This window comes from Streptomyces sp. Xyl84 (assembly GCF_059731885.1).
In genome coordinates this window covers 966,431-993,236 of the sequence record NZ_AP029182.1, presented here as the reverse complement: position 1 = coordinate 993,236, position 26,806 = coordinate 966,431, and the positions used below count along the sequence as shown (strand labels likewise).

At 73.2% G+C, this 26,806-nt stretch carries 23 protein-coding genes and 1 tRNA gene; 15 read left to right on the top strand and 9 right to left on the bottom strand.

The window, feature by feature from the left end; genetic code table 11:
• Positions 1–13 precede the first annotated feature (13 nt).
• Both AC6I72_RS04245 and AC6I72_RS04240 read right to left on the bottom strand, forming a co-directional pair.
• Positions 14–496: a Dps family protein gene (locus tag AC6I72_RS04245; protein WP_366726155.1), complete on the bottom strand. Its 483-nt coding sequence runs from the start codon at positions 494–496 to the stop codon at positions 14–16.
• A 122-nt stretch (positions 497–618) separates the two neighbouring features.
• Positions 619–1,446 (bottom strand): alpha/beta fold hydrolase, encoded by an 828-nt coding sequence (locus tag AC6I72_RS04240; RefSeq protein ID WP_497999523.1) that lies wholly within the window; start codon positions 1,444–1,446, stop codon positions 619–621.
• 161 nt (positions 1,447–1,607) lie between these two features.
• On the opposite strand from AC6I72_RS04240, the gene AC6I72_RS04235 reads away from it, so the two are divergent.
• The 3 genes from AC6I72_RS04235 (at position 1,608) to AC6I72_RS04225 (ending at position 5,469) form a co-directional block, all read left to right on the top strand.
• A complete protein-coding gene (locus AC6I72_RS04235; protein ID WP_497999522.1) occupies positions 1,608–2,795 on the top strand; it encodes a thiolase family protein in 1,188 nt (395 codons plus the stop codon).
• Positions 2,796–2,958: 163 nt separating this feature from the next.
• Positions 2,959–4,464, top strand: coding sequence for a long-chain-fatty-acid--CoA ligase (locus AC6I72_RS04230; protein WP_497999521.1), 1,506 nt, complete (start codon positions 2,959–2,961; stop codon positions 4,462–4,464).
• A 231-nt stretch (positions 4,465–4,695) separates the two neighbouring features.
• Positions 4,696–5,469 carry a sulfite exporter TauE/SafE family protein gene (locus AC6I72_RS04225; RefSeq protein WP_497999520.1) on the top strand — a complete coding sequence of 258 codons (774 nt, stop codon included), beginning with the start codon at positions 4,696–4,698 and terminating at the stop codon, positions 5,467–5,469.
• Between the two features lie 34 nt (positions 5,470–5,503).
• Here the strand turns inward: AC6I72_RS04225 and AC6I72_RS04220 are convergent, their stop codons facing one another.
• Entirely contained in the window at positions 5,504–5,692 is a 189-nt protein-coding gene (locus tag AC6I72_RS04220) for a hypothetical protein (protein ID WP_037864573.1), read from the bottom strand.
• A 317-nt stretch (positions 5,693–6,009) separates the two neighbouring features.
• On the opposite strand from AC6I72_RS04220, the gene AC6I72_RS04215 reads away from it, so the two are divergent.
• Together AC6I72_RS04215 and AC6I72_RS04210 are read left to right on the top strand one after the other, a co-directional pair.
• On the top strand, positions 6,010–7,104 hold the full coding sequence (locus AC6I72_RS04215) for a serine/threonine-protein kinase (RefSeq protein ID WP_497999519.1): 1,095 nt from the start codon (positions 6,010–6,012) through the stop codon (positions 7,102–7,104).
• Positions 7,105–7,114: 10 nt separating this feature from the next.
• Positions 7,115–7,270 (top strand): hypothetical protein, encoded by a 156-nt coding sequence (locus AC6I72_RS04210; protein WP_497999518.1) that lies wholly within the window; start codon positions 7,115–7,117, stop codon positions 7,268–7,270.
• A 92-nt stretch (positions 7,271–7,362) separates the two neighbouring features.
• Here the strand turns inward: AC6I72_RS04210 and AC6I72_RS04205 are convergent, their stop codons facing one another.
• The gene (locus AC6I72_RS04205) at positions 7,363–8,415 is read right to left on the bottom strand and encodes an MGDG synthase family glycosyltransferase (protein ID WP_498004584.1); all 1,053 of its coding nucleotides are present in this window, start codon (positions 8,413–8,415) and stop codon (positions 7,363–7,365) included.
• A 340-nt stretch (positions 8,416–8,755) separates the two neighbouring features.
• Here AC6I72_RS04205 and AC6I72_RS04200 point away from each other — a divergent pair, with 340 nt between their 5' ends.
• Both AC6I72_RS04200 and AC6I72_RS04195 read left to right on the top strand, forming a co-directional pair.
• The gene (locus AC6I72_RS04200) at positions 8,756–9,604 is read left to right on the top strand and encodes an SDR family NAD(P)-dependent oxidoreductase (RefSeq protein ID WP_497999517.1); all 849 of its coding nucleotides are present in this window, start codon (positions 8,756–8,758) and stop codon (positions 9,602–9,604) included.
• Positions 9,605–9,729: 125 nt separating this feature from the next.
• Positions 9,730–10,509 carry a polysaccharide deacetylase family protein gene (locus AC6I72_RS04195; protein WP_497999516.1) on the top strand — a complete coding sequence of 260 codons (780 nt, stop codon included), beginning with the start codon at positions 9,730–9,732 and terminating at the stop codon, positions 10,507–10,509.
• Here AC6I72_RS04195 and cobF read toward each other — a convergent pair.
• Both cobF and AC6I72_RS04185 read right to left on the bottom strand, forming a co-directional pair.
• The gene (gene cobF / locus AC6I72_RS04190) at positions 10,469–11,239 is read right to left on the bottom strand and encodes a precorrin-6A synthase (deacetylating) (RefSeq protein WP_497999515.1); all 771 of its coding nucleotides are present in this window, start codon (positions 11,237–11,239) and stop codon (positions 10,469–10,471) included. The genes AC6I72_RS04195 and cobF overlap by 41 nt on opposite strands.
• 335 nt (positions 11,240–11,574) lie before the next feature.
• Positions 11,575–12,099 carry a DUF309 domain-containing protein gene (locus AC6I72_RS04185; protein WP_497999514.1) on the bottom strand — a complete coding sequence of 175 codons (525 nt, stop codon included), beginning with the start codon at positions 12,097–12,099 and terminating at the stop codon, positions 11,575–11,577.
• Positions 12,100–12,214: 115 nt separating this feature from the next.
• Here AC6I72_RS04185 and AC6I72_RS04180 point away from each other — a divergent pair.
• The 6 genes from AC6I72_RS04180 (at position 12,215) to AC6I72_RS04155 (ending at position 16,475) form a co-directional block, all read left to right on the top strand.
• Positions 12,215–12,288, top strand: a tRNA-Pro gene (locus AC6I72_RS04180).
• A gap of 216 nt (positions 12,289–12,504) precedes the next feature.
• Complete coding sequence (locus tag AC6I72_RS04175; RefSeq protein WP_497999513.1) at positions 12,505–12,867, top strand: effector-associated constant component EACC1; 363 nt, start codon at positions 12,505–12,507, stop codon at positions 12,865–12,867.
• Complete coding sequence (locus AC6I72_RS04170; protein WP_497999512.1) at positions 12,864–13,994, top strand: caspase family protein; 1,131 nt, start codon at positions 12,864–12,866, stop codon at positions 13,992–13,994. The genes AC6I72_RS04175 and AC6I72_RS04170 overlap by 4 nt, the downstream gene beginning before the upstream one ends.
• 20 nt (positions 13,995–14,014) lie before the next feature.
• A complete protein-coding gene (locus tag AC6I72_RS04165) occupies positions 14,015–14,425 on the top strand; it encodes a tyrosine-type recombinase/integrase (protein WP_497999511.1) in 411 nt (136 codons plus the stop codon).
• Between the two features lie 423 nt (positions 14,426–14,848).
• Complete coding sequence (locus AC6I72_RS04160) at positions 14,849–15,604, top strand: DUF5677 domain-containing protein (RefSeq protein WP_497999510.1); 756 nt, start codon at positions 14,849–14,851, stop codon at positions 15,602–15,604.
• A gap of 424 nt (positions 15,605–16,028) precedes the next feature.
• Positions 16,029–16,475, top strand: a complete 447-nt coding sequence (locus AC6I72_RS04155; RefSeq protein ID WP_497999509.1) for an SRPBCC family protein — start codon at positions 16,029–16,031, stop codon at positions 16,473–16,475.
• A gap of 70 nt (positions 16,476–16,545) precedes the next feature.
• Here the strand turns inward: AC6I72_RS04155 and AC6I72_RS04150 are convergent, their stop codons facing one another.
• Together AC6I72_RS04150 and AC6I72_RS04145 are read right to left on the bottom strand one after the other, a co-directional pair.
• A complete protein-coding gene (locus AC6I72_RS04150) occupies positions 16,546–17,058 on the bottom strand; it encodes a hypothetical protein (protein WP_497999508.1) in 513 nt (170 codons plus the stop codon).
• The gene (locus AC6I72_RS04145) at positions 17,055–21,014 is read right to left on the bottom strand and encodes a polymorphic toxin-type HINT domain-containing protein (protein ID WP_497999507.1); all 3,960 of its coding nucleotides are present in this window, start codon (positions 21,012–21,014) and stop codon (positions 17,055–17,057) included. The genes AC6I72_RS04150 and AC6I72_RS04145 overlap by 4 nt, the downstream gene beginning before the upstream one ends.
• Positions 21,015–21,298: 284 nt before the next feature.
• On the opposite strand from AC6I72_RS04145, the gene AC6I72_RS04140 reads away from it, so the two are divergent.
• A complete protein-coding gene (locus tag AC6I72_RS04140; RefSeq protein ID WP_497999506.1) occupies positions 21,299–21,814 on the top strand; it encodes a hypothetical protein in 516 nt (171 codons plus the stop codon).
• Positions 21,815–21,968: 154 nt separating this feature from the next.
• The gene (locus AC6I72_RS04135; protein ID WP_497999505.1) at positions 21,969–23,555 is read left to right on the top strand and encodes an FG-GAP-like repeat-containing protein; all 1,587 of its coding nucleotides are present in this window, start codon (positions 21,969–21,971) and stop codon (positions 23,553–23,555) included.
• A 108-nt stretch (positions 23,556–23,663) separates the two neighbouring features.
• On the opposite strand, the gene AC6I72_RS04130 is transcribed toward AC6I72_RS04135, so the two are convergent.
• Positions 23,664–26,777 (bottom strand): amidohydrolase family protein, encoded by a 3,114-nt coding sequence (locus tag AC6I72_RS04130; protein ID WP_497999504.1) that lies wholly within the window; start codon positions 26,775–26,777, stop codon positions 23,664–23,666.
• Positions 26,778–26,806: the final 29 nt, after the last annotated feature.

Genomic DNA, 26,806 nt, shown 5'->3' with positions numbered 1-26,806 from the left:
TGGCCCTCACCGCTCAGTCGTCGCGGGAGACGTTCTCCGCGGCGAACATCCACCGCTGCTTCTCCAGCTCGGCGGTGATCGTGATCAGCAGGTCCTGGGTGACCGGGTCGGGCTTCTCCGTCGCCTCGATGCGCTCGCGCAGCCGGGCGATGGCGGCCTCCAGCGCCTCGATCATCACCTCGACGACGTCGGTGTCGCGCACCCAGCCGTCCTTGGGGCCGGGCAGCGTGAACGCGGAGGCGATCGTCTCCGGACGGCCGTCCGGAGGCAGGCCGAGCGCCGAGGAGCGCTCCGCGACGGTGTCGGCGAACTCGCGGGCCGCCGCCACCACCTCGTCCAGTTGCAGGTGGATCGAGCGGAACCGGGGTCCCACGATGTTCCAGTGCGCCTGCTTACCGATCAACGAGAGCCCGAGAAGATCCACCAGGGTGCTCTGCAGTGCCTCCCCGGTGACCTGGCGTGCCGACTCGGGAATCGTGCTCTTCACGACAGTCATGCGGTGGTTCTCCCTCGTGGGGTCGTCTTGGCGGTACCGAGCGGGTGCCCGGCGCGTGCTCCCGCAAACCGGACAGGTGCCCCCGCGGACGGTCCCGGTCACGACGCCCCCGTGGGCGGTCCTCAGCGGGGCAGGACCCGGTCCAGGAAGGCCGTCACGTCCGCGAAGACCTCCGCCCGGTTGGTCTCCAGGAAGACCTCGTGCCGGGCCCCGGGACAGATCCGCTCGGTCAGGTCGCCGCCGGCCCCGGCCGGGCCGCCGGTGAGCTTTTCCACGCCGGTCCGGCTCCCGGCGAGCGGCACCAGCCGGTCGTCGTCCCCGTGCAGCCACAGCACGGGCAGCCGGCCGACGTCACCGCCCTCCGCGACGGTCCGCAGGGTGCGCGCGAACGCCTCCACCGTCGGCCGCTTCATCGGGCCGTGCCACACCAGCGGGTCCGCCGCGTACGCCGCGCCGACCGCCGGGTCCCGGGAGAGCGCCGCCGGACTGATCGGCCGGTCGGGGATCTCGTCCAGGGCGAGCAGCCGCCCGGGCAGCTCCCAGGCGCCGATGACCGGGCCGGACAGCACGAGCGCGGCCGGCTCGCCGCCGTGGCGCTGGGCGTAGCGGGCCGCGACCAGGCCGCCCATGGAGTGGCCGACCAGGACCAGCGGCAGGCGCGGGTGCGCGGACCGGGCGAGGTCCGCCACGGCGTGCACGTCGCTCACCACGTCCTCGAAGTCCTCGACGACCACGCGCTCGCCCGCCGACTTCCCGTGCCCCACGTGGTCGGGCGCGTGGACGGCCGCGCCGAGCCCGCGGAGCACGTCCGCCACCTCCTCGTAGCGCCCGGCGTGCTCGCCGTAGCCGTGGACGAGCACCGCGAGGAAGCGCGGGCGCGGATGCGGCCACTCGTGGACGCACAGGGTGCCCCGGGTTCCGGCGAGGACGTGCTCGCGGGTGTCGGCCATGTCTCCTCCTGCGGCGTCGGCGGGCCCGGAGGGGATCTTCCCAGCGGGCCGGTCCGCGGTCTATAGTCCGAAACTAGCAGTGCTAATTAATGGTCGTCCGGGAACGAGCGGTGACCCCGCGCGTACCGTCCGGCCGTACGAGCCCTTCGAGGAGTCCTGCCGTGCGTCCCGTCCACTTCGCGGCCGCCCGCCGCACCCCGATCGGCAAGCTGCGCGGGACCCTGTCCTCCGTACGCCCCGACGACCTCGCCGCGGCGGTGATCCGCGCCCTGGTCGACGGCGTGCCCGCCCTCGACCCGGCCCGCGTCGACGACGTCTACTGGGGCGCCGCCAACCAGGCCGGCGAGGACAACCGCAACGTCGCCCGGATGGCCGCCCTGCTCGCCGGGCTCCCCGAGTCCGTGCCCGGCGCCACCGTCAACCGGCTCTGCGCCTCCGGCCTGGAGGCCGTCACCACCGCCGCACGCACCATCGCCGCGGGCGAGGCCGACGTCGTGCTCGCGGGCGGCTCCGAGTCGATGAGCCGCGCCCCCTTCGTGCTGCCCCGCCCGGACGAGGCGCTGCCGCACCGCATCGAGACGTACGACACCCGGCTCGGCTGGCGCCTGGTCAACCCGGCGATGAAGGACCTGCACGGGCTGCTCTCCATGGGCGAGACCGCCGAGCAGGTCGCCGCGCGGTACGGCATCGCGCGCGACCGCCAGGACGCGTTCGCGCTGCGCAGCCACCGGCGCGCCGCCCGGGCACGCGCCGAGGGTCACTTCGACGCCGAACTCCTGCCCGTGAAGCGCCCCGACGGTACGGTCGTCGACCGCGACGAGTGCATCCGCGAGGACACCTCCTACGACAAGCTCGCCCGGCTGAAGCCCGTCTTCCGCGCGGACGGCACGGTCACGGCGGGCAACGCCTCCCCGATGAACGACGGGGCCGCCGGTCTCCTCCTGGTCAGCGAGGAGGCGCTGAACGACCTGGGCCTGCGGTCCCTGGGCCGCTACGTCGCCGGCGCCTCCGCGGGGGTCCACCCCGACGTCATGGGCATCGGCCCCGTCCCCGCCACCCGCAAGGCGCTGGCCCGCGCCGGATGGGGGATCGGCGACATCGAGGAGGCCGAGTTCAACGAGGCGTTCGCCGCCCAGGCCCTCGCCTGCGTCGACCAGCTCGGCATCGACGAGGACCTGGTCAACCCGAGCGGCGGCGCCATCGCCCTCGGCCACCCGCTCGGCTGCTCCGGCGCCCGCATCCTCACCACGCTGCTGCACCGCATGGACCGCACCGGCGCGGCCCGCGGCCTGGCCACGATGTGCGTGGGCGTGGGACAGGGCAGCGCCCTGCTCGTCGAGCGTCCCTAGACCCGCCCGGCCGGCAGGCACGTCTCCGGGCCCCCGTGCCGGGCACCCCCGCGCGTGCCGGAAACCCCCGGCGCCGCGACGGAACCGGCCGTACCCCCGCGCCGGAACACGCCGCGCCCCCCCACCGCAGCAACGAAGCCGCACCTGTAAGGAAGTACCCCCCATGGCAACCCTCTCCGTCGCCGCCATCCTCGCCGAGAACGCCCGGCGCCGCCCCGACCGGACCGCCCTCGTCGAAGGCGACCTGCGGCTCACCTTCGCCCAGGTGTGGCAGCGGGCCCGCGCGCAGGCCGGGGCGCTCGCCGGGCTCGGGATCCGGCCGGGTGACAGGGTCGCCCTGATGGCGCCGAACACCGCCGAGTTCCCGCAGGCGTACTACGCGATCGCGGCGGCCGGCGCGGTCGTCGTCCCCGTCCACCTGCTGCTCTCGGCGGCCGAGGCCGAGCACGTCCTGAAGGACAGCGGCGCCGCCTTGCTCCTGTGCCATCCGGCGCAGGCGGAGACCGGCACCGCCGCCGCCCGCGCCGCCGGGGTGAGGGTCGTCACGCTCGGCGCCGAACTGGAGGCACTGGCGGCCGACGCCCAGCCGCCGGCGTCCTACGTCACCCGGTCCGCCGACGACCCCGCCGTCGTCTTCTACACCAGCGGCACCACCGGTGTCCCCAAGGGCGCCGTGCTCAGCCACTTCAACCTGGTGATGAACGCCACCGTCAACGCCTTCGACGCCAACGACATCCGCCCCGACGACGTCGCCCTCGGCGCGCTGCCGCTCTTCCACGCCTTCGGGCAGACGGTGTCGATGAACTCCACCTGGCGGGCCGGGGCGACCCTCGTCCTGCTGCCCCGCTTCGACGCGGCCCGCGCGATCGAGCTGATGGTGAAGGAGGGCGTCAACACCTTCCACGGCGTGCCCACGATGTTCGTCTCCCTGGCCGCCGCGGCGGCCGGCGCCGACGTCCTGCCGGAGCTGCGCGTGTGCGTCTCCGGCGGAGCCTCGCTGCCCGTCGCGGTGCTCGAACGGTTCGAGGCGGCGTTCGGGGCGAAGATCTACGAGGGGTACGGGCTGTCGGAGACCTCCCCGGCGGCCGCCGTCAACCAGCCGGTGTTCGGCGCGAAGCCCGGCAGCATCGGCCACCCGCTGTGGGGCGTGGACGTGGAGATCGCCCGCGCCGAGACCGAGGACCGCGTCGAACTCCTGCCCCCGGGCGAACTGGGCGAGGTCGTCGTCCGCGGCCACAACGTCTTCTCCGGCTACCTCGGCCGTCCCGAGGCCACCGCCGAGGCCCTGGTCGACGGCTGGTTCCGCACCGGTGACCTCGGCACCAAGGACGACGAGGGCTTCCTCAGCATCGTCGACCGCAAGAAGGACGTCGTCATCCGCGGCGGCTACAACGTCTATCCGCGCGAGGTGGAGGAGGTGCTGCTGCGCCACCCCGACATCGCGCAGGTCGCGGTCATCGGCCTGCCCGACGAACTGCACGGCGAGGAGGTGTGCGCGGTCGTCGTCCCGGCCCCCGGCGCCCGGGCGGACGCCGCCGCCGTCACCGCGTGGGCCAAGGAGCGGCTGGGCCGCCACAAGTACCCGCGCCGCGTGGAGTTCACCGACGCGCTGCCGCTCGGGCCCAGCATGAAGGTGCTCAAGCGGGAACTGCGGGCGCGGTACGCCTGACGCGGGGCGGCGGGGAAGCGGGACGGCGTGGTCGGGACGGTGCGACGCCGTGACGGCGCGACGCCGTGACGGCGCGACGCGAGCGCTCCGCGGCGGGCGCACCGGCCGCCTGAGCCTGCGTCACCTCGACACCTCACTCACCTCAGCCGCCCGCGCCCCGCAGGTCACGGGACCACCTGGCGAGACGCCGCTTACCACCGGATCCTGCCCGGACCTACCATCGGTCTCCGCATGGACACGATGACTCTGTGGCACATATCCGGCTGGGCCTTCGCCGCGCTGGCGTCCGCGGCCCTGCTGGCCGGCTTCTCCAAGACCGCCGTCAGCGGGGCCAACACGGTCAGCCTCGCGATCTTCGCGGCCGTCCTCCCGGCGCGCGCCTCGACCGGGGTGCTGCTGCCGGTGCTGATCGCCGGAGACGTGCTGGCCGTACTGACCTACCGGCGGCACGCCCACTGGCCCACGCTGTGGCGGCTGTTCCCGGCGGTCGCGGCCGGAGTGGTCGTCGGCACCCTGTTCCTGCTGCGGGCCGACGACGGCGTCGTGCGGATCTCGATCGGTGCCATCCTGCTGCTGATGGCCGCCGTCACGGTGGTGCGGCGCAGGGCGGCCGCGCAGCAGGAGGAACCCGGCGCGGTCACCACCCGCGCCGGCCGCCTCAAGGCCCGCTCCTACGGTGTCCTCGGCGGCTTCACCACCATGGTCGCCAACGCGGGCGGGCCGGTGATGTCGATGTACCTGCTCTCGGCCGGCTTCCGCAAGCTCGGCTTCCTCGGGACGTCGGCCTTCTTCTTCCTGATCGTCAACGTCTCCAAGGTGCCGTTCAGCGTGGGTCTCGGGCTGATCGACGGCCGTTCGCTGCTGCTGGACGCGGTGCTCGTGGTCTTCGTCGTGCCCGGCGCCGTGTTCGGCCGGTGGGCCGCCGACCGGATCGACCAGCGGCTCTTCGAGCGGCTGGTGATCGCGGCGACGGTCGTCGGGGGAGTGCAGCTGCTGCTCGGCTAGGGCGTGATCCGGACGACCGGCCCCAGGGGTCCCGTCAGCGGCAGGGGACCGACGGGGTGGTGGAGGCCGAGGCGGTCGCGCGGGCCAGGGCCGCCCGCAGACGGTCGTAGCGCTGCACGTTGGTCCAGTCGTCGGCGCGCCGGGTGCGCCCCGCGCAACAGCCCCACAGGGCGGCCATGATCGCGGTCGCCAGTGGGATGAGCAGCCAGGTCAGTGGGTCCAAGGTCGTCCTCACCCTTCCTGAGTGGATCAGTGGGTCACGGCGACGATGACATACATGATCAGTTCTACATACTGGTACGAAGTGGGATGTTCCGCTTTTCACCCGTAAGGGCCCTGCAGGTCACGATCGTCGTGATCCGTCGGCCGTGGCCGCAGGTAAGGCGCCGGTCGGCGGAAGGCCAAGTGATCGTTAAGATGGGCCGGTTGCCGCGCCCCGGTAGCGGTGCCCGGCTGCGGCCGTGCCCGCCCGCGGGGCGGGGCTCGTGCGGGGGGATTGCGGGGACATTGGTGGCTACGGGGATTGAGGGCGGTCTACAGGTGCTGGTGGCGGATCGGTACCGGCTCCACGCGGTCATCGGGCGGGGCGGGATGGGCGAGGTCTGGCGGGCCCAGGACGAGGTGCTCGGCCGGCCCGTCGCGGTCAAACTGCTGTTGAGCGACCTGGCCGACGCCTCCGCGGAGGCGCGCTTCCGGCTGGAGGCGCAGACCTCCGCCCGGCTCAACCACCCCCATGTGGTGGGCACGCTCGACTTCGGCACCTGGGAGCACCGCTGCTTCCTCGTCATGGAACTGGTCGACGGCGACAGCCTCTCCGGGGAGCTGTCCGCCGGGGGCCCGCTCACGCCCGAGCGGCTGGCCCAGGTGGCCGAGCAGGCGGCCGAGGGCCTGGCCGCCGCGCACGCCCAGGGCATCGTGCACCGCGACATCAAGCCCGGCAATCTGCTGAGCGACCGCGACGGCACCGTCCGCATCGGCGACTTCGGCATCGCGCGGTTCGTCGACGATCCGTCGGCCGGCCTCACCACGACCGGCCAGATCGTCGGCACCGGGCTGTACCTGGCGCCCGAACGTGCCATCGGCACCCCGGCGTCCTCGGCCTCCGACATGTACTCGCTCGGCTGCGTCCTCTACCAACTGGCCGTGGGCCGCCCGCCGTTCGAGTCGGACACCGCCACCGGGCTGCTGTACCAGCACGTCGACTCCCCGCCCGTACCCCCGCACCAGCGCGGTGCCGCGCTGCCCCCCGCCTTCGAGGCGTACCTGCTGAGCCTGCTCGCCAAGAGCCCCGAGGAGCGGCCCACGGCCCGGCAGACGGCGGACTGGTTCCGCAGCGGCGCCTGGCGCGGCGCACCGGAACCGCTGCCGCCCGAGCAGCCGGGCCTCGCCCACGAGCCCTACCCCGCCGCCGCGCCCCACCCGGGCCCCGGGCGGGCGGTGCCCGACCGGGCCGCCGCGCACCCGCAGGTCCCGGGGATGGACACCGGCTGGAACACCACCGTCCACCGGGTGCCCCCGCGCCGTCCCGGTCTGCGCACCTCGCTGCGGCGCCACTCCCGCCTGGTCGCCGTCGTCGGTGCGGCCGCCCTGTTCGTCTGCGCCCTCCTGCTCGGCATGTCCCTGTTCCAGGCGTAGCCTGCCGGGCATGCGGGTCGCCGTCTCCCCCGACACGGCCGCACCCGTGGCCCACGCCCGGTTCGCCGCCACGCCCGGCGAGGACGCCGAGGACCGCGGGGACGTGGACCACGTGAGGCGCCCGGACCGTGTCCGCTCCGGCGGGACCGGGACGGCGACGGCGTGAGCGTGACCGCGTGAGGACGACGGCGTGAGCCCGCGTGAGGACGACGGGGAGGGCGAGAGGGGGGCGAGGAGGCGCGGGTGCCGGGCCTGCGGTCACCCGCGCAGGCGTACGACCTCCGTCAGCGCGTCCGTCCCGAACAGCGCGCGCCCCGCCGCGATCCGCCGCTCCCGCTCCGGACCCTGCGCGGTGAGGCGGGCCAGGGACCGCACCAGACCCATCTCGTCCCCGGCGTGGTCGGACACCCCGAGACCGGCCATCGTGCGGACACCCTCCGCCCCGTGCCCCGGCAGCGGCCGGTAGCCGACGACCGGCAGGCCCGCGGCGAGCGCCTGGACGGCGGTCTGCCCGGCCGCGTTGTCCACCAGCGCGGCACAGGCGTGCAGCAGCTCCGGCATGTCCGTCACCCAGCCGGGGGTCAGCACACCCGGCACGCCGGACAGGGCCCGCCGCAGCCGTTCGTTGCGCCCGCACAGAACGACGGGCAGGAAACCGTGCGCCGCGAGCAGCCGAGCGGTACGGGGCAGCCGCGCACCCGCCCCCCAGGCACCCGCGGAGACCAGCACCGCCGGACGTCCCGGCGCCTGCCGCGCGAACCGGTCCCGCCACTCGGCCGCCCCCGCCCCCCGCGCGAAGAAGGCCGGGTCCACCACCGGCCCCGTCGCCCGCGCCGGACGGCCCAGGCCCCGGCGCACCTCCCGCGCGGCCTCGTCCGTCAGACACAGGTGCAGGTCGTTGCCCGGGTGCAGCCACTGGCGGTGCACGGCGAAGTCGACCACGACCACCGCGCTGGGCACCCGCAGCGTCCCGCGCGCCCGCAGATGCCCGGTGAGCTGGGCCGCCAGATGGAACACGGACACCACCACGTCGGGGCACGTCTCGCGCACCAGCGCCATCAGCGCGTCCCCCGCCAGCCGCGCCAGCGGCGTGCCGCTCGGGCGGGGCCGGGGACCGGGCCGCAGGAAGAGGTCGTAGACACCGGAGTAGACCCACGGACAGTGCCGGACGGCGCCCTGGTAGCCCGCGCGCAGCCCTGCGCCCAGGCCGAGCGGCAGCAGCTCCAGCACGTCGACGACCTCGGCCCGGCCGCCGGCGGCGCGGGCCCGGCGGGCCAGTTCCGCGGCCACCGTGTCGTGCCCGGATCCCATGCTGGCGCTCACCACGAGCAGCCGCCCCGCCCCGGTGACGGAGCCCTGTGCGGGGGCGGGACCGCCGGCGGCGGCCGGGCCGGTCCCCGGGGCGGCCGAGGGCTCCCGCCCGGCCCCGGTCACGGGACCCCGGGCGGCGGGCAGCGGTGGCGGCGCGGGCGTTTCGGACGACACTGGAAGTGAGTAACCCTCACCCACCGCAGTCAAACGAACCGACACGCCCCAGCCCGTCCCGCGTTTCGGACCCGGCCGCCGGGATACTCCACGCCCGGCATGGCCGTCCCGGACCACCGGGGCCGCACCGGCGGCCCCGGGCCCGTCGATCCAGAGGTGCGCCCCCATGACCCAAGCCCCTTCCCGCCCACGGTCCGGCTCCGGGACGAGCGCCGGGGCACCGGCGACGCAGGGCGCCGAGCGCCGCAGGAGCGCCGACGGCACGCCCACGGGCGGGGGCGCGCTGGTCACCGGCGCCTCCTCCGGGATCGGCGCGGCCGTCGCGCGGCGGCTCGCGGCGGAGGGCGGCTGGCGGATGGTGCTCAACGGGCGCGACCGCGCACGGCTGGAAGAGGTCGCCCGGGGCACCTCCGCGCTGGCCTATCCGGCGGACCTGTCCGGGCCGGGGGCCGAGCGCCGGCTCGCCGAGTTCGCACTCGACCGCGTCGGCCGGGTCGACCTCCTCGTGGCCGGCGCCGGCATCGGCTGGGCGGGACCGTTCAGCACGATGCCGCAGCCCGCCATCGACGAGGTGTTCGACGTCAACGTGCTCGCCACCGTGCACCTGGTCCGGCTGCTGCTGCCGCACATGGTGGGACAGGGCGCCGGCCGGGTGGTCATCATCGGTTCCCTGGCCGGGACGGTCGGGGTGCGCGACGAGGCCGTCTACTCCGCCGCCAAGGCCGCCCTGGGCGCCTTCGCCGACGCCGTCCGCTACGAACTGCGCGGCACCGGCGTCGGCATCAGCCACGTGGTGCCCGGCGTGGTGGACACCCCGTTCTTCGACCGCCGCGGCGTACCGTACCGCCGGTCGCGTCCCAGGCCCGTGCCGGCGGCCCGGGTCGCCGACGCCGTCTGGGAGGCGGTCACGCGCGGGCGGGACGAGGTCTACGTCCCCGGCTGGACCCGGCTGCCCGGCCGGGTCCGCGGCGCCGCGCCCGGCCTGTACCGGCGCCTGGCCGCACGGTTCGGGTGAGCCGGGTGAGCGACCGGGGAACAGGACGGCGCGGGAATGGGACCGGGACCGGGGCCGGGGGCGCCGGCGCGCGGGCCGCGGGTGTCCCGCCGCTCACGGCCGCGGCCCTCGCGGTGCCGGCCGTCGTGTCCGCCGTGGCGGCCGCGCACATCGTCCCCGCCGCCACGTGGCTGCCGCGCCTGCGCTCCCGCTGCTTCCCGCGCCTGGCCGGCCACGGCAGGCCCGACCACGTCGCCCTCACCTTCGACGACGGCCCCGACCCCGAGACCACGCCGTACTTCCTGGACGCCCTGGAGCGGCTCGGCGTGCGCGCCACCTTCTTCGTGCTCGGGGAGAGCGCCGCGCGCCACCCCGCGCTCACCCGCGCCGTCACCGCCCGCGGGCACGAACTCGGTGTGCACGGCTGGACCCACAGCCGCCCGTGGCTGCCCGCCCCCGGCCGGGACCTGCGGGAGACCGCGCGCGCGGTCCGCGTCGTGCACGACCTCACCGGCCGGCGGCCCCTGTGGTACCGCCCTCCCTACGGCATCCTCACCGCGGGCCGCTGGACGGCCGCCCGGCGCCTCGGGCTGCGGCCCGTGCTGTGGTCGGCCTGGGGCCGGGACTGGACGGCGGACGCCACCGCGGACACCGTGCGGGCCTGCGTCCGGGCGGACCTGCGCGGCGGCGGCACGGTCCTCCTGCACGACACGGACCACGCCTCGGCGCCGGGCTGCTGGCACGCCGCGCTCGGCGCCCTGCCCGGCCTGATCGCCGCCTGCCGCGACGCCGGCTGGGAGGTGGGCACCCTGGCCGAGCACGAGGTGGGCCGCCGCACGCCCCGGCGGCACCCGGACCGCACCCCCGCCCCCGCCGCGGGCGCCCCTACCCCTTCGGCCTGCGGCGCAGCAGATACGTGTCCATGATCCAGCCCTTGCGTTCCCGGGCCTCGGCACGCAGCCGCTCGATGCGCGGGGCGGTCTCGGCGATGGGGCCGCAGGCCAGGATCTCGTCCGGGGTGCCGAGGTACGCGCCCCAGTAGATGTCGATGTCCTGGTCGGCGTACCGCCGGAACGTCCGGTGGGCGTCGAGCATCACCACCACGTCGTCCACGCCCTCCGGGAACCCCTCGGCGAGCCGCCGGCCCGTGGTGATCTGCACGGGACGGGCGATCCGGTTCAGCCCGGTGCGGTGGCGGGCCGCCAGGGCGGAGACGCTGCTGATGCCGGGCACGACGTCGTACGTGAAGGCGACCGACCCGCGCGCCAGCACCTCCTGGAGGATCCCGAGCGTGCTGTCGTACAGCGCGGGGTCGCCCCAGACCAGGAACGCGCCGGTCGCGTCCTCACCCAGCTCCTCGGCGATCAGCCGCTCGTAGATGCCGGCGCGGGCGCCGCGCCACTGCCCGACCGCCGGGGAGTACGCCGCGCCGTCCGCGGCACGGTCCCGCTCCGGGTCCCGCGCCTCCACCACCCGGTAGCCGCCCGCCGGCAGGTGCGTGCGGAGGATGTCGCGGCGCAGCCGCACCAGGTCCGCCGTCACCTCGCCCTTGTCCAGGACGAAGAACACGTCCGTGTCGCGCAGCGCCCTGACCGCCTGAAGCGTGAGCTGGTCGGGGTCGCCCGCACCGATACCGATGACATGAATCTTCCGCACGCCCCGAGTCTGCCGCAGGCCACCGACGACCCCCGCACCGGCCACCCGCCCCCCCCACGCCCGGGCCTCCCGGCCCTGGCGCACCGGCCGGCCTTCGCACACCGGCCGCCCGGTCCGCAGGCACGGGCGGCCCCCCGTACACCCTTGCCCGCACCACACCGGCGTCCCGGCACACCGGCCCGGCGCACGCACCGCCGGCCCGACGCGGCGGCCGCCCGCCCGCACACCGGCCATCCGGTCCCACGCACGGCAGCCCGCCCCGCGCCCCGCCGCGCCCGCCGCCCCGCTGGGCCCGCCGCCTCCGGTCCCACCGGCGCCCACCGCCGGGTTTCCGCCTACGCCCCGCGCCTCAGCCGGGGTGCCCGTGCGGCCGCGTCCACGGGGGCCGCCGCCCCGCTCTCCACGGCGGCGGCCAGTTCCTGCGCCCAGGCGACGAGACCGGCCAGGTCGAGGCCGTGCGGCTCCCGCTCGCCCGTGTCCGCCGTCCACTCCCGCACCGCGCCCGCCCCGCGCCGCAGCAGCCGGGCGCCGCCGGTGACGTTGCCCCGGGCGGCATGGGTCAGCCCCACCGCCAGCTGGGCCAGCCCGCGCCACAGACCGCGTTCCTGCGCGGGCCGCGACTTCCAGGCGTCCTCGAACACCTCGTGCGCGTGGAACGGCCTGCCCGAGTCCAGCAGCTCCTGCGCCTCCGCGACCGTCTCCGCGGGCGTGCGCACCAGGCCCTCGGGCTGCCGGGGCACCCCGTCGGCGCCGTAGGGCAGGGGGCGCCCCAGGCCGTCCCGGGGCCGGGCGTTGCGCGCCCGCCCCTCGCTGTCCCGGTCACGTGCGCCGGCCGCCCGGCCGGAGGGTGTGCTGCTCATGGTGCGATTCTGCCCCCCACCGCCCGCCCCGCCCGAGCGCCCCCTTCGGCTCGGCCCCCGACGTGCGGTAAAGTGACGTTCACGCGATCACGCGGGTCACCGCACGTGAGCGCGTCGGGACGTGGCGCAGCTTGGTAGCGCACTTGACTGGGGGTCAAGGGGTCGCAGGTTCAAATCCTGTCGTCCCGACTAGGAGTTCGCTCCAAAGTCGCAGATGAGGGCCCTGTTTCACCACGGTGAGGCAGGGCCCTTGATTGTTTCCACGCGCTGTCGTGAAGCCCTGGTGGCGATCAGCCATCACCGTATGGCATCAGCCAAAGTGTCCGGTTGTGCAGGTGGTCTACGCCGCTCAGAGGGCAGGATGCCGCTGTGGGAGGTTCATCGCGACCACGGTCAGGGGGATGAATGCACGTTGTGATTCGGATCGAGAGCGAGCGACAAGAGGAAGAGCTTCGGTCGCTAGATGGATGGTTGCGTCAAGAGCCGGCCGTTCGGCGAACGGCTACGGTCTCGCTGCACGCAGAGGCTGCGGCACCCGGATCCATGGGTGGTCTGATCGACAGTCTTGGACTGATCACGAGCAACGGGTGGAGTGCGGCATCGTTCGCTCTCTCCCTCGTGACCTGGCGGCAGACCCGCCCCCGGCCTCCGAAGATCATCATCAGGCGTGGCGCTGTAGAGATCAGTCTGACGGACGCGACCGAGGATGAGGTCCGTCGGCTGGTGGACGCGTTGGAGCAGACGGACGAGACCTCTTCCCCGTCATGAGTGCACTACCCGACCCAGCTCTCTCACGGGCCGTTCTTGCGGGCGTCAGCTCCTACGCGAAGCTTGAGTCCCTGCCGGCCGTGGTGAACAATCTCAGGGATCTTGCGGCGGTCCTGGCGAGCCCACTCTCGTGGGAATTGCCCCCCGGGCACTGCACGGTCGTGGCTGAACCCGGTACCTCCCATGACCTGCTCGACCCGATAAGCCGCGCGGCCGATGAGGCCGAGGACACGCTCCTGGTGTACTTCGCAGGGCACGGCCTTCTCGACGGTCGGGGTGAACTCTTCCTGGGTTTGCCAGGCTCAGTGCAGGGTCGCAGCCACACAGGAGTTCCGTACCAGGCACTCCGCGAAATCCTCATGGATTCGCGAGCCCAGCGACACGTGATCATCCTTGATTGCTGCATGAGTGGTCGAGCCCTCGGAACGATGAGCGGGCAGGATCTCCTGGCCGACCAGGCTGAGGTTGATGGAAGCTACCTTTTGGCGGCCTCGCCGGAGAACGGCGTAGCCCTGGCTCCACCTGGCGAAACGTACACAGCCTTCACAGGAGAACTCCTGCGCCTTGTCCGCGAGGGCATCCGTGGTCCTGCTCGTGAGTTGGACCTAGACGCCATCTACCAGCAGCTCAGACGCAATCTCGCGGCGCAAGGGCGACCCATTCCGCAGAGACGCGCCCGCAACGCAGCGGGACGCATCATTCTGGCGGACAACCCCGCTTTCGATCCTGCCGCTGCCGTCCGGGCCTACCGCGCCACTGACGCGCTCTGGCCTCAGCCGGACAACTGTCACACACCGCGAGCCTTCATCGAAGCACTGGCCAGCGTCAGAGCAGTCAACGGCTGGACCATCCCGGAGGTGAGTCGGCGAGCCGCCTCACCCGTTTCGCCCGGGACCATCAGTGCGCTGCTCAACCGGAAGACCATGCCCAGGTCGTGGAAGACGGTAGGCATCTATCTGCAAGCGTGTGGTCTTCCCGAAGAACAAGCCGCTGCATGGGAGACCGCCTGGCAGCGGCTGCGAACGCTCGAAGAAGCTCGCCCTGCCACTCCCAACCCAGCATCCGTCCCATCTCGGCGCCGCAACTGGCCAACTAGATTGATCAGAAGGAAGCGAGACAGTTGGTGAGATGACCTGAAATATCGTCGTTGAGAAGGAGCCCAAGACACACAACGGCCGACGCGTCTGCCGCTGCCGAGTCCGGTGCGGGGAGCTTTGGTGCAGTTTCGATCGCTCCAGGCGAAGGAGCGCCTGGCAGCAGGGGATCTTACGAGGACAGCGGCTATGTCGGTGTCGATGAGCTTGGCCGTCCATTCAAGACCGATCAGCTCCGTCGTCGAGCGCACCGGCTCATGGAGGAAGCCGGCGTCCATCGAGTTCGTCTCTACGATGCTCGCCACGCCTGCCTGTCCTGGATGGCCAACAATGCCGTTCCCACCACCGTGGTCTCCGCCTGGTCCGGGCACAGCGGCCTGTCCTTCACTAAGGGCGTCTACGTCCACCCCGACCCGCAGAGCCTCAGGGCCGGCTCGGACAAGCTCGGGGAACTTCTCGGCTGATGGGATGCGATCTTGACATGGGTGGTGTCGGTTATCAGACAGTCTCGACCTATCTGGTGCCGAGCCCTGCACGGGACTGCGACACTCTGTGACCGCGGCGGGCAGTCCGTCGTACAGATGGTTTCGGAGGTGTACAGGTGGCAGGGCGTCCTGGTCAGTACTATCGGGCCGGTCACTGGGTGAACCGGTCTACGGGCAAGGCGAAGTCGGCGAAAAAGTCGGCCACGGGCATCATCGTGGTCGGACTTCTCATACTGGGTGCTTGGCTGGGCCTGTTCTCTCAAGGTTCGAACGCCCAGGGAACGACGCCACAACATTCATCGACGGCCTCGCCATCTCCGAGCCACTGACAACGAGCGCACGCATTGACCGCTTTCGGGAACCTCATAGCGGTGGCGGTCGCTGGTTCGCGATGATGACGCGGTGACTGAACCTGATGCGAGGGACGGCCTGCTCCGTCTCGAAAACGTGATCTCCAGCGATCTCCACAGACACATCGATCCCATGAACCGAGCGGCAGTCATCGGCTGGGGACTCTTCTTCAATGTGGCGCATCAGGTCCGTGCGATCCTGACCCTGCACACGGCCGGCGCGTGTGGGGCGGCATCGCCGAACCGGCGAAGCGCACTGGAGTACGCGGTCACCCTCCGATGGTGCGCCGATCAAGGCGACCGGATAGGTGACATCTACAACCGTAAGCTCCGCGGCGATCAGATCCAGCTTGCGAAGGCTCTGAAGGCGGATGGGATGAAGGACCGCTACAAGGACGCTTACAAGGTGATGGCGGAGACCGTAGAGGTGGTCAACAAGACCATCCCAGCGGATCCGAACGAGCGCCTGGCGAAGATCGAAACCCTCATCAAAGGCTACGGTCTGACCAACGTGTGGAGCTTCTACACGGTCGAGTCCCGCTTCACGCACCCGACGCTCACCGGCGCCCAGATGTTCTTCCGAGACACCGGCGAGGGTTCCTTCGAGGTCAGCCAGAAGCCGATCCACGAGGAGATGGTGCAGTGCCCCCTGTACTGCCTGTGGATCTTCCACTTCGCCATGCTGGCATTCAACGAAGTGCTTCGCGACAAGCCGTGGACGACCGAGCTTGAGCAGGTAGCCAAGGAATACGGCTTCACGACGGTGCTCCCGCAGTGGCAAGGACCTGGCGACCTTCGCGCGCAGTAAGTCGGGAGGCCCGACGCAAGGCCACGTAGATCATTTAAGCGGGCGCTACGCGCTTTGATGACCCGAGAATCAACCATGCCAAGCGCAGCCTTCCTGGTCCTTCTCGTGACCTTTGGTGAGTACTTCCCGAGGGTGTGACCGTGTCACACACGCTGTCGCACAGACTGAACGGCACACCGCTGACCTGGACGTTCGCCGGATCGTGTGGACTGGATGGACGGAACGAACTGGGCGTCGGTTTTTTGGGGGTCAAGGGGTCGCAGGTTCAAATCCTGTCGTCCCGACTCGTAGGAGTCGCAGGTCGGGGCCGATTCCGGAGCAATCCGGGACCGGCCCTCGATCGTTTCCGGAAAACGGGCCGGACGGAGCGTTCGCCGCGTCACGCCCGTATCCGCGGGCCCGGCCCGCCGCTACGGTGGGGCCCATGCAGCCTGTCACCGTGTCGATCGGCGTGCCGCGGACGCCCGAGCAGGTCTACGAGTTCCTCGAGGTCATGGCGCACCACGAGCGCTTCACCGACCACTACCTCTCCGGCTGGCGCTGCGACGGCCCGGCCCGGGGTGTCGGGTCCCGCGCCACGGTCACCGCCGCACTGGCCGGCGCGAGGACCGAGGTGACCATCGAGACCGTCGAGGCGGACGCCCCGCGGCGCCTGGTCGAACGCAACGTCAGCGCGGCCGGCCGGCGGCTGGCCCAGGGCACCTACACCATCGAGCCGCTCGGCGACGGCGCGAGCCGCGTCACGTTCACGTACGCCTGGCGGCGCGCTCCGCTCGCCGACCGGCTGCTGGCCCCCGTGGTGCGGACCGTGATGCGGCGCGCCAACCGCACGGCCCTGCGCCGCCTGGCCGCCGAGCTGACCCGTTCCTGACGCGGCCGCGGGGGACGGACGGGGGTGGGCGACCCGGCCGGAGGCCAGATGCCCACCCCCGCCGTTCCCGTCAGGTGGTGCTCGTGGTGGACGACTGCAGGACCGTGCAGCCGGAATCCCACCAGGGGAGATCCGCGCGGATCTCGTCCAGCCGGTGCTCGGAGTAGTCCGGCAGGCCCTCCGGGATCCCCGCGGCCTGCAGGAGATGGAACTCGGCCGCCGTGCCGGAGAGGGAAAGCTCACCGTCCGGGAAGAGGCCGATGTCCATCCGCCATTGCCTCCTGGCCACCGAGGGCACGCTGTTCATGATGGCGAAGGGGAGCAGCGTGCGTTCCAGCGGCTCCTCCACCCACCGGAACGTGTGCAGTCCGCGGACCACCAGGAGAGCGGCGTTGCCCGTGTCGTACTGGAGGGCGGTGCGCATGTCCAGGAGCAGTCCCGCACGGCCCGTGGGAGGCGACACCCTGCAGTCCAGGAGGTGCACCTCCTGGAGCGCGGCTTCCTCCCGCAGCGGGTCCCAGTCGAAGGGATCCGCCCGCGTGACGTCCGCGGTGCCGGTGAACAGTTCTTCGATGGAGATCACGGGATCGGGATGTGGTAGTAGGGATCGGACTTCGCGATGTCGGCCCGGCCGGTCAGCGGGTGCACGGTCTGTCCCGCGGCGTTCAAGTATTCCACGTACCCGTTCGGGTACTGGAACTTGCCCTTCGTGACCGGATCCATGACCCGGACGTAGGTGACCTTGTCGCTGAGCCCGTTGGCGACGGCCTCGCTCTTCTTGATCTCGTACACCCATCCCTTGAGGTTGTTGGCCGTCGCGACGGCCTTGCGGCCCTTGGGGAGCCACAGCTTCTCACCCTTGGGACCGAGGACGTCGGCGATCAGGCACCGGCTGTTGTGGACCAGGACGGGGGTGCCGCCGGCCAGCACGTAGTACGAGTGCAGGCCTTCGACCGTGAGGTTGTAGGTCCGTGCGAAGCCGCTGTAGAACCGGCTGTCCCGGACCGTGACGGTGTCCCCGCCGTCGGTCCTGAGCGTCATGCCCGGCCGCAGGTCGGCCGCCGCCGTCCACCTGCCCTCGGACGGCGACCAGAAGGGGTGTTCCTCCGTGGCAGTCAGCTTCTCCCGGCCGCGCGGGGTGGAGACGCCCAGCTCCGTGAAGTACTTGTCGTGCTCGGTGACGATCAGGTCGGTGACCCTGCGCGGGCCGGTCAGCCCGGTCACCGGGTCCGTTGCCAGCACCCGGTCGCCGACCCGGACGGACTCGATGTCCTTCACCGAGCGGTCCGCCATGAGGACCCCGGTGCCCGCGAGGAAGCACTCGGCGCACTTCTGGGCCATGCGCGCGGCACGGCTGCTGTCGATCGCGCCCTCCACGCCCTCGACCGACTTCTTGAGGAGCTTGAGCTTGCCGACGGGCAGGAAGTTCATGGCCGCCAGGGCGCACTTGCCGAGACTGGGGTTCTTCGCGCAGTCCTTGGCGTCGTTGAGGCCGAGGATCTCCCAGGCGAACTCCTTCATCGTCGGGTCGATCGTGGGGAACACGAGTTCCTGGCCGGCCAGCGCGCACGGCGGGAGGCTGTCCCGGTTGACCGGGATGTAGCACTTGGGCTTGCTCTCCTCCTCCTTCTTGCGCCGTTCCGCGGCGGCGCGCCGCGCTTCGGCCTCCTCGGCCTGGCGCTTGGTCACCACGTCCTTCCAGGCCGCGGCGGCCTCCTTGCCGGCCTCCTCCGAGCTCTTCCCGGCGGCCACCGCGTCGGCCTGGGCCCGGTCGCTCGCCTGCTTGGCCTCGTAGGCGGAGGTGCGCGCGTAGTCGGCGGAGAACTCCGCCTGCGCGGCGGACTCCTCGGCCGCGGCGGCGTCCCGGGCGGCGCGGTCGGCGGCGGCCCGTGCGGTGGTCGCGGACGCCTTGGCCTGCTGGGCACTGGTCTCGGCCCGGTCGGCGGCGGCATCGGCGTCGGCGGCGTAACCCGCGGCGTCCCTGGCGCTCTGCTCGGCGTCCTTCTTGGCCTTGTCGGCGTCGGCCGAGGCGTGCTGCGCCTCGGCGGCGGCCTGCGCGGCGAGGGCGCTGTTCTTGCGGGCGGTGGCCGCGATCTCCTGGCCCTCGGCGATGAGCCGCTGCATCTGGGCGACGTGCGTGTCGGCGAGGGCGTCCTTGCGGGCGGCCATGAACTGGCCCGCCTCGACGAACTGGTGGAGCTGGTCGGCGGGGGCGGCCAGGGCGATCTTGGCCGCGGACCTGACCTCGGGCCCGCCCGCGTTGTACTGCTGCGTGGCGGCCACCCGCTCGTCGGCCTGCTGGGCCTCGTACTGTCCCTTGTCGAGGAAGTCGAGCAGGGCCTGCGTGCCCCCGTCCGCCAGGGCCTTCTTGGCGCCCTCCTTGACACCGGGCCCGCCGTCGTTGGCGAGCTTGGTGACGGCGACGCGGTAGTCGGCGTTGGCGGCCTGGTGCTGCCCGGTGGTGTAGAAGTCGCGGATCTGCTGGTCGGTGCCGTTCAGGGCCTCGGCGGCGGCGGTGCGCACCGCCTCGTAGGGGCTGTCCGTGGCGAGGTCGGCGACCTGCTGACGGGTCTCGTCGGCCACGGCCTTGTCCCAGCCGGTGCGCAGGTACTCGACCACGTCGGCATCGGTGCCGGACAGGGCCTGGGCGGCGGCGTCCTTGCGCCAGGAACCGAAGTACTTCATCGCCCGCAGCGCGACGGCGCGGCCCTTGGCGGCCAGCGCGGCCGGGTCCGCCCCCGGCTGGGCCGCCTCGGCGGCCAGGGCCCGGGTGTCGTCCGTGATCGCCTGGCCCTCGATGACCGAGCGGGACACGTCGACGGTGAAGCCGTCGGCCGAGGCCTTCTGCGTCATGGCGGCCTCGACGCCCGCGTTCGTGCGGGTGTTGAGATCCTCGGTCTCGACCTCCCGCGCGATGTCGAAGGTCTTCTGCGCGGTCGCCACCGCCTTGGTGGCGTCGTCGGCGGCGGCCTTGGCGGCGGCGGCCTGCTTGACCGCCTCCGCCGCCTGGTCGGCGGCCTCACCGGCGTGTTCGGCGGCCGCGTCGGCCGCGTCGGCGGCACTGTTCGCGTGCGCGGCGGCGGAGTTCGCCGCGTCACGGGCCTCCATGGCCGCCGCGGCCGACTTGCGGGCCAGCGCCTCGGCTGCGTTGGCGGCGCGGTTGGCCTCGGCGGCGTGCCGGCGGGTCTCCGCGGCGGCGGCCCGGGCCTCGGCCGCGCTGCCTCCGGCGGCCTCGGCGTAGTCGGCCGCCTCGTCCGCCGCGGCGGCCGCCTTGTTCGCGTTCCCGGTGGCGCTGCGGGAGGCGGCCGCCGCGTCCGCGGCGGCGAGCGAGGCCTTGCCGGCCTGCTCGGCGGCCTGCGCGGACTTCTTGGCCAGCGCCCCCGCCTTGCGCGCCTCGGCGGCCCGGTCCCGGGCGGCCTGCGCGTTGTTCTTGTCCTTGCTCGCGGCGTACGCCGCGTTCGAGGCGCGGCTCGCGGCCTCGGCCGCCGCCGCCGCCGCGTTCGCGGTCTGCGCCGCGGCCAGCGACGCCCTGCGGGCCGAGCGGTTGGCCGCGTCGGCCGCGCCGATCGCCTGCTGCGCGGCGGCGGCCGCGGCCCGGGCGGCGTCGGCGGCCTGACCGGCCTTCAGCGACGCGCGCTGGGCGTCGTTCTTCGCGGCCTGTGTCTCCTGGGCCGCCTTCTGCGCGGCCTCCTCGGCGAGCGCCGCGGCGGCGATGGCCTTGCCGGACGCCTCCTCGGCCTCGTCGGTGGCGCGCTCGGCCTGCTTGCCGGCCTTCTCGGCCTGCTCGATCAGCTGCTCGATCGTGGCGCGTTCCTGGTCGCGGTTGCGCGCGACGAACTGGCCGACCTCGAGGAACTCGACGACGTCGTCGGGGGTGCCGCGCAGCGCGAGCTTGGCGGCGGCCTTCACGTTCGGGCCGCCGCTGTTGTAGAGCTTGCTGACCTCGACGCGTTCGTCGGTCTGCTGCGCCTTGTACTGGTCGATCCGCAGGAACTGCTTGAGGTCCGCGGAGGTGCCCTGCAGGGCCTTCTTGCCGGCGTCCTGGACGCCGGGGCCGCCGAAGTTCACGACCCGGGTGGCCTGCACCCGCAGGTCCTGCTCGTCCGCCGTCTTCCAGCCCTCGTCGAGGAAGGTCTCGACATCGGCCGGGGTGCCGGCCAGCGCCTTCTTCGCGGCCTCCCGCACGGCGGGTCCGCCGGCGTTCACCACGCGGGAGACGTCCACGCGGTCGTCGATCTCCTGGATCGCGGGCGCGTCCGTGAGGAACTGCCGGACGTCGTCGTCCGTGCCCACGAGCGCCTTCTCGGCCGCTTCCTTGATGCCGGTGCCGCCCCCGAGCCAGTATCCGACCACCAGGCCGCGGTTGGCGTCCGGCTGGGGGTCGGCCGCGACGGCCGGGGAGGCGCTCAGGAGGGTTCCCGTGAGCGTGACGGACAGTACGGTCGCGCAGGCGGCCCGCAGGCCCGCTCCGCGCGCCGGCCCGCCCCGTCGCGGTCTGCGGCTGTGCCCGGGTCGTATCGGGCGTGATGGTTGTTTCACCTGACGGTCCTTCATGGATCGGTGACCGGACTCCGGCGGAACACCCCTGGCGGGGCCGGACACAGGAGTCCATGTCCCTCGTCCCCGGGCTCTCGCGGAAGACGGAGCAGCCAGGCCCCGCGGCTGCCGGCAGGTGGTGGCAGTACGTCAGGAAGCCCTATAACCGCAGGTGGTGACGCCGGAGCACACTTATTTACGGATCTTACATGTGCTTTACTTCAGCTCGACGAGGCGATTACTCCGCCTTCACATACGCTCCGCACGCCGCACTCTGAGAGGAACCCATGGCGATAACCCCCGCCCGCAAGGTGCTGCTGGGTGGTCTGACGGCCGCCCTGGTGATGGGCCTCGGCGCCACCGCGCTGGCCCTTCCGCAGACCACCACGTCCGCCGCCACGAGCACCGCCGCGGGCGACGTGCCGAGTCTGGTGGAGGACTTCGACTACCCGGGCGCCGCCCAGGTGCAGCAGGACCGCGGGGTCACCCTCAAGCGCGGCGACGGACACGTCTGGCTCACCGACGTGACGTCCCTGAACGAGTGCAGCGGCGCGTCGAACATCGCGATCGAGTCCCGCAAGGGCCTCTTCTGCTTCAAGACCAACGCCAAGTCCGGCTACCTCACGCTGGAGTTGCCCGACACGTTCAGCATCTGGACCCAGAACCACCCGGTGAAGGCCACGCTGACCGCGGAAGGCAAGAACACGGTCGTCAACGCGCCCGCCAACGACCTCACCCCGGTCGGCGAGTCCGGCGACACGGGCCTGCGCTCGGTCCTCGTCGAGATCCGCGTCACCGGCTGATCCGCCTTCCCGGCACGATCCGCCTCCGGCGGATGCTCCCGGCGGCGGCCCCCGCCCGGCCGCGTCCCGCACGCACGCGTCCGCGGACCGCCGTCAGCACGTCCTGGTCCGTCCATCCGTCAGCACTTCGTACGACCTCCGGGGAGGCTCCACCATGTCAAGATCCCGTTCTCGCGCGGCCCTGACGAGCACTCTGCTCGCGGTCACCGTCGCGTGCGGTGCGCTCACCGTCCCGAACGCCCAGGCCGTCACCGGCGACGCCGCCGACAACGCCTACGCCTTCACCGCCCGGATCGACATAGGCGACGGCGAACGTGCCTGCTCCGGCGCCCTGGTCGATCCCCGGTGGGTCGTCACCGCGGCCTCCTGCTTCGTGGACGACCCGGCCTCCGGCGCCGTTCCCGCCGCCGGGAAGCCCGCCAAGGCCACCAAGGTCACGGTCGGCCGCCCCGACCTCACGGCCACCGGCGGCCTCGTCACCGAGATCACCGAACTCGTGCCGTACCAGGGACGCGACCTGGTCATGGCCCGGCTGGCGCAGCCGACCACGGGCATCACCCCGGTCGCCTTCGCCACCACGCCGGCCGGCGCGGGGGAGACCCTCAAGGCCGTCGGCTTCGGCCGCACCAGGACCGAGTGGTCACCGCTCAAGCAGCACACCGGTGTCTTCGGCGTCGACGCCGCGGACAGCGACCAGCTGACGATCACCGGCCGCAACGGGGACGCGATCTGCGCCGGTGACGCCGGCGGGCCGCTGCTCCGGGAGAAGGAGGACGGCACGGTCGAGCTCGTCGCCGTCAACAGCCGCTCCTGGCAGGGCGGATGCTTCGGCCAGGACCCGGCGGAGACCCGCACCGGCGCGGTGTCCGGGCGGGTCGACGACAGCGCGGTCCAGGCATGGGCCAAGGAGGCCAGGGACCGCCTGCGGGAGGTCCTGTACGCGGCCGACGTCAACGGCGACGGACTGAGCGACCTCGTCGTCCTGGGCGCCGACGGCGTCATCACCGTGCGCACCGCCAAGAGCGGCAAGATCGCGGTGAAGCCGGGCGACCCCTACTACCGGTTCAACGACGGCGTCCGCTGGAGCGCGGGGTGGAGCAACTTCCTCGGCCAGGAGGGCAAGGGGCGGCTGTACTTCGCGGACGTCAACGGTGACGGCAGGGCGGACCTGATCGTGCACGGCACGGACGGGAAGATCGCCGTGCGGACGAACACGGGGACGTACTGGGACGGCGGCAAGGACTGGAGCGCGGGGTGGAGCAACTTCCTCGGCCAGGAGGGCAAGGGGCGGCTGTACTTCGCGGACGTCAACGGTGACGGCAAGGCCGATCTGATCGTGCACGGCACGGACGGGAAGATCGCCGTGCGGACGAACACGGGGACGTACTGGGACGGCGGCAAGGACTGGAGCGCGGGGTGGAGCAACTTCCTCGGCCAGGAGGGCAAGGGGCGGCTGTACTTCGCGGACGTCAACGGTGACGGCAAGGCCGATCTGATCGTGCACGGCACGGACGGGAAGATCGCCGTGCGCACGAACACGGGGACGTACTGGGACGGCGGCAAGGACTGGAGCGCCGGCTGGAGCAACTTCCTCGGCCGCCCCAAGGGAGAGCTGCTCTTCGCCGACGCCGACAACGACGCCAAGGCCGACCTGTGGGTCCACACCACGGACGGAAAGGTCGCCGTGCGCATCAACACCGGCACGTACTGGCAGATCACCGCGGGCGACGACTGGGTCTGAGACCCCGCCCCCTCCCGCCGTACAGGCTCCGCGGAGCACTGAGCGAGGGCCTTCCCGGACCGGTCCGGGAAGGCCCTCGCCTTCTTCGTGGGCCGCGTCTGTGACGGGCTACGCCCGCGCCTGAGCGGTCCCGCGGCGCCGGGCGACCAGGTCGGCACGGCGGTGAGGCACACCGCCCCGCACCACGGCGACCGTGTCGACGAGCGTGGCGAAGTCGGTGAACGGGTCGCCGCCGACCACCGTCAGCTCGGCCAGCTTGCCCGCCTCGACCGTGCCGAGGTCCCGGGCGAGGCCGAAGAGCCGGGCCGGGACGGTGGTCGCCGTGTGCAGGGCCTGCGCCGCGGTGAAACCGTGGGCGTGCAGTCCGCGCAGGGCCAGGTGGAGCGAGAGACCGACCGGCACCAGGGGCGAGTCGGTGCCCAGGGCGAGCCGGGCACCGTGCGCGGCCAGCCGCCGGTAGTCCTCGAACTCCAGTGACAGCGCAGCCAGTTCAGGGCCGGTGGGCCGGGTGCGGGCACGCTCGTGGACGGCGGCCACGTCCCAGGGCGGCATGAGGACGTCCACCCGGGGGTCGTCGGCGAGCGCCGGATCCGCGCCGAGCAGGAACTGCGCGCTGAACGGCGTCATGATCATGGCGAAGTCGCCGTCGGCGTACTGCTCGACCAGGTCCTGGTGGATGTGGCCGAGCGGGGTGGTGGCATGGCCGTACGGCAGCCGTTGCGTGGCCTGGAGATGGGTGGTCAGGTCCTGGCCCGCGGCCCGGCCCGGCGCGCACAGGTGGCTGCCGCACGGCACGCCCAGGCGGTGCGCGGCCTCGGCGGCCAGCGCCATGTACCGGCCGGGGGCCCGTACGTAGGTCTTGACGAAGTCGACGTCCAGGGCGGCGGCCCGCTCCAGTGTGCGCCGCACGCCGCTCTCGGTGCGGTGGGCGCGGCCCATGCTGTAGGCGGTGCGGGAGCCGTCGATCAGTTCGGCGCAGGCCAGGGAGCGCGGGCCCAGGCAGGCTCCGGAACCGGTCGCCTCGCGCAGCCGTACCGTCTCGTACAGCGGACCGCCCATGCAGGCGGTGGTGGTGATGCCGTAGGCGAGCGCGGTCAGGTTCTGCCGGGCGCCGTAGGTGGCCTGGTAGGGGTGGGTGTGGCTGTCGAACAGGCCGGGGAGGACCGTGTGGGCGGAGGCGTCGAGCGTGCGGTGGCCCGGCCGGCGGGCGCGGTGCGGTTCGACGGCGGTGATCCGCTCGCCCCGGACCAGGATGTCCACGTCCTGGCGCGGTCCGCCGTCGGTGCCGTCCCACAACTGCCCGGCGTGCACGCGCAGCGGTTCCCGTCCGCCGGGCGCACGGCGGCGGGCGGGCGGCGCGGCGGGCAGGGTGCGCGCCCGCACCGGCGTGCGGGTGTCGTCGAGGCGGAGCAGCCGCAGGCGCCCGCACGAAAGGTACAGGAGCGTGCGGGAGTCGGCCGCCCAGCTCGGATGGTCGGCCGGCTCGTCGGTGAGCCGGCGGGCGCGGCCCGCGGGGGTGCCGTCGGGCGTGACCGGCAGCAGCCACAGGACGGACTCGGCGACGAACGCCATCCCGTGGCCGTCGGGTGACCAGACCGGCCCGGCCGCGACCCGGTCCGACAGCGACTGGTGCGCGGCGGGCAGGTGGCGGCGCTCGGTGCCGGTGCGGACGTCGACGACACGGATGACGTTGTAGCCCTCGCGGAAGCGGTGGTTGAGCCGGTTGCGGTCGCAGAACGCCACGTACCGCCCGTCCGGTGACCAGGTGGGGGCGCCGGGCGGGCCGTCGGTGGCGAGCGGACGCGCCACGGTCCGCTCCCGGCCGGTGGCCAGGTCCCGCACCAGCAGGCCGCCGGTGACGTCGAGGCAGGCCAGGTGCGTGCCGTCCGGCGACGGCGCGGGCGACAGGCGTCCGGTGCCGGTCACCGCCTCGTCCGCCGAGCCGTCCACGCGGACCCTGCGCACCGCGGGCAGCCCGTCGCGGTCGGTGCAGTACAGCACGGAGCGCCCGTCGGGGGACCAGGCCGGCATCTGCACGTAGTGCACGTCGGAGGCCCGGACCAGCTCGCGCGGTGCGCCGGGGCCGCCGGCGGGCCGCAGCCACAGCGAGTTGAGCGCCGCGTACGCCACCTGGCTGCCGTCGGGGGAGAGCACCGGCCGGTGCAGCCCGCGCACCGGCGCGGAACCGGTTCCTTCTGCCGTCCGGCGCACGCCGCGGCGGCGCGGCGCGGGCACCGGCATCCGGGCGGTGAAGGGGATGTCCGTGACGGAGCCGGTGGTCAGGGTGCGGATCCGGATGCGCCCGTCGGCCACGTGGACGAGACGGTCCTCGCCCAGCCAGCACGGCGGCGCCGCGGCCAGGTCCTCGCCCGCCGCGACCACCTGACCGTCCACCAGCAGCTCCGCGCGGGACGGCGGGAGGGACGGCGGGCCGCCGGCACCGGACAGCCGCAGCCAGGCGATCCGGCCCCCGGGGGACACCGCGGGGCACAGCAGACGGCCCGTGGTGACGGTCCGCACCGGCCGCGCCGTGCCGTCCGCGAGGGACACCCGGACCAGGGAAAGCCCGCCGTCGTTGCCGCCGTCGGGCGTGTGGGCGGCGCGCACGCACACCAGCGTCCGCCCGTCCGGCGACCAGGCCGGGTCGTAGTCCTCGAAGGGGCCGCTCGTCACCCGGGTCAGCCGGGAGCTGCCCACGTCGAGGGTCCACAGGCCGAACGAGCCGCCGGCCACCGGGTCGCCGCCGCGCTCGGAGGAGAACGCCAGCCGCGTGCCGTCGGGCGACCAGGCCACCGCGCGGTCGTCCCACGGGCCGTCGGTGAGCCGGCGCAGCCCGCTGCCGTCGGGCCGCATCGTCCACAGGTGGAAGGCGCCGTCCGCGTAGCCGCACAGGGCGAGGTTCCGGCCGTCCGGTGACAGGGCGGGGCGGGTCGCCTCCAGCTCCCAGCCGGTCAGCCGCTCGGCCGCACCGCCCGCGCGCGGCACCCGCCACAGCACGCCCTGCACCTCGGCGATCAGCACCTGCCCGTCCGCGTGCGCGGTGACCGACCCGCCGGTCGCCTCCCGGTACGTCAGCAGCCGCGTGTCCCCGTCCGCGGCGGACGCCCGGGCGGCGGGCGCCGCGACCGGGGACACCGCGGCGAAGGAGACGGCCGACGCCTCCAGGAAACGCCGCCGGCTGACGAACCCGTGCTCCGTACCCGCCTCCGTACCGCTGTCCATGCCGCCGTCCTCCCGTGCCTCACCGATCC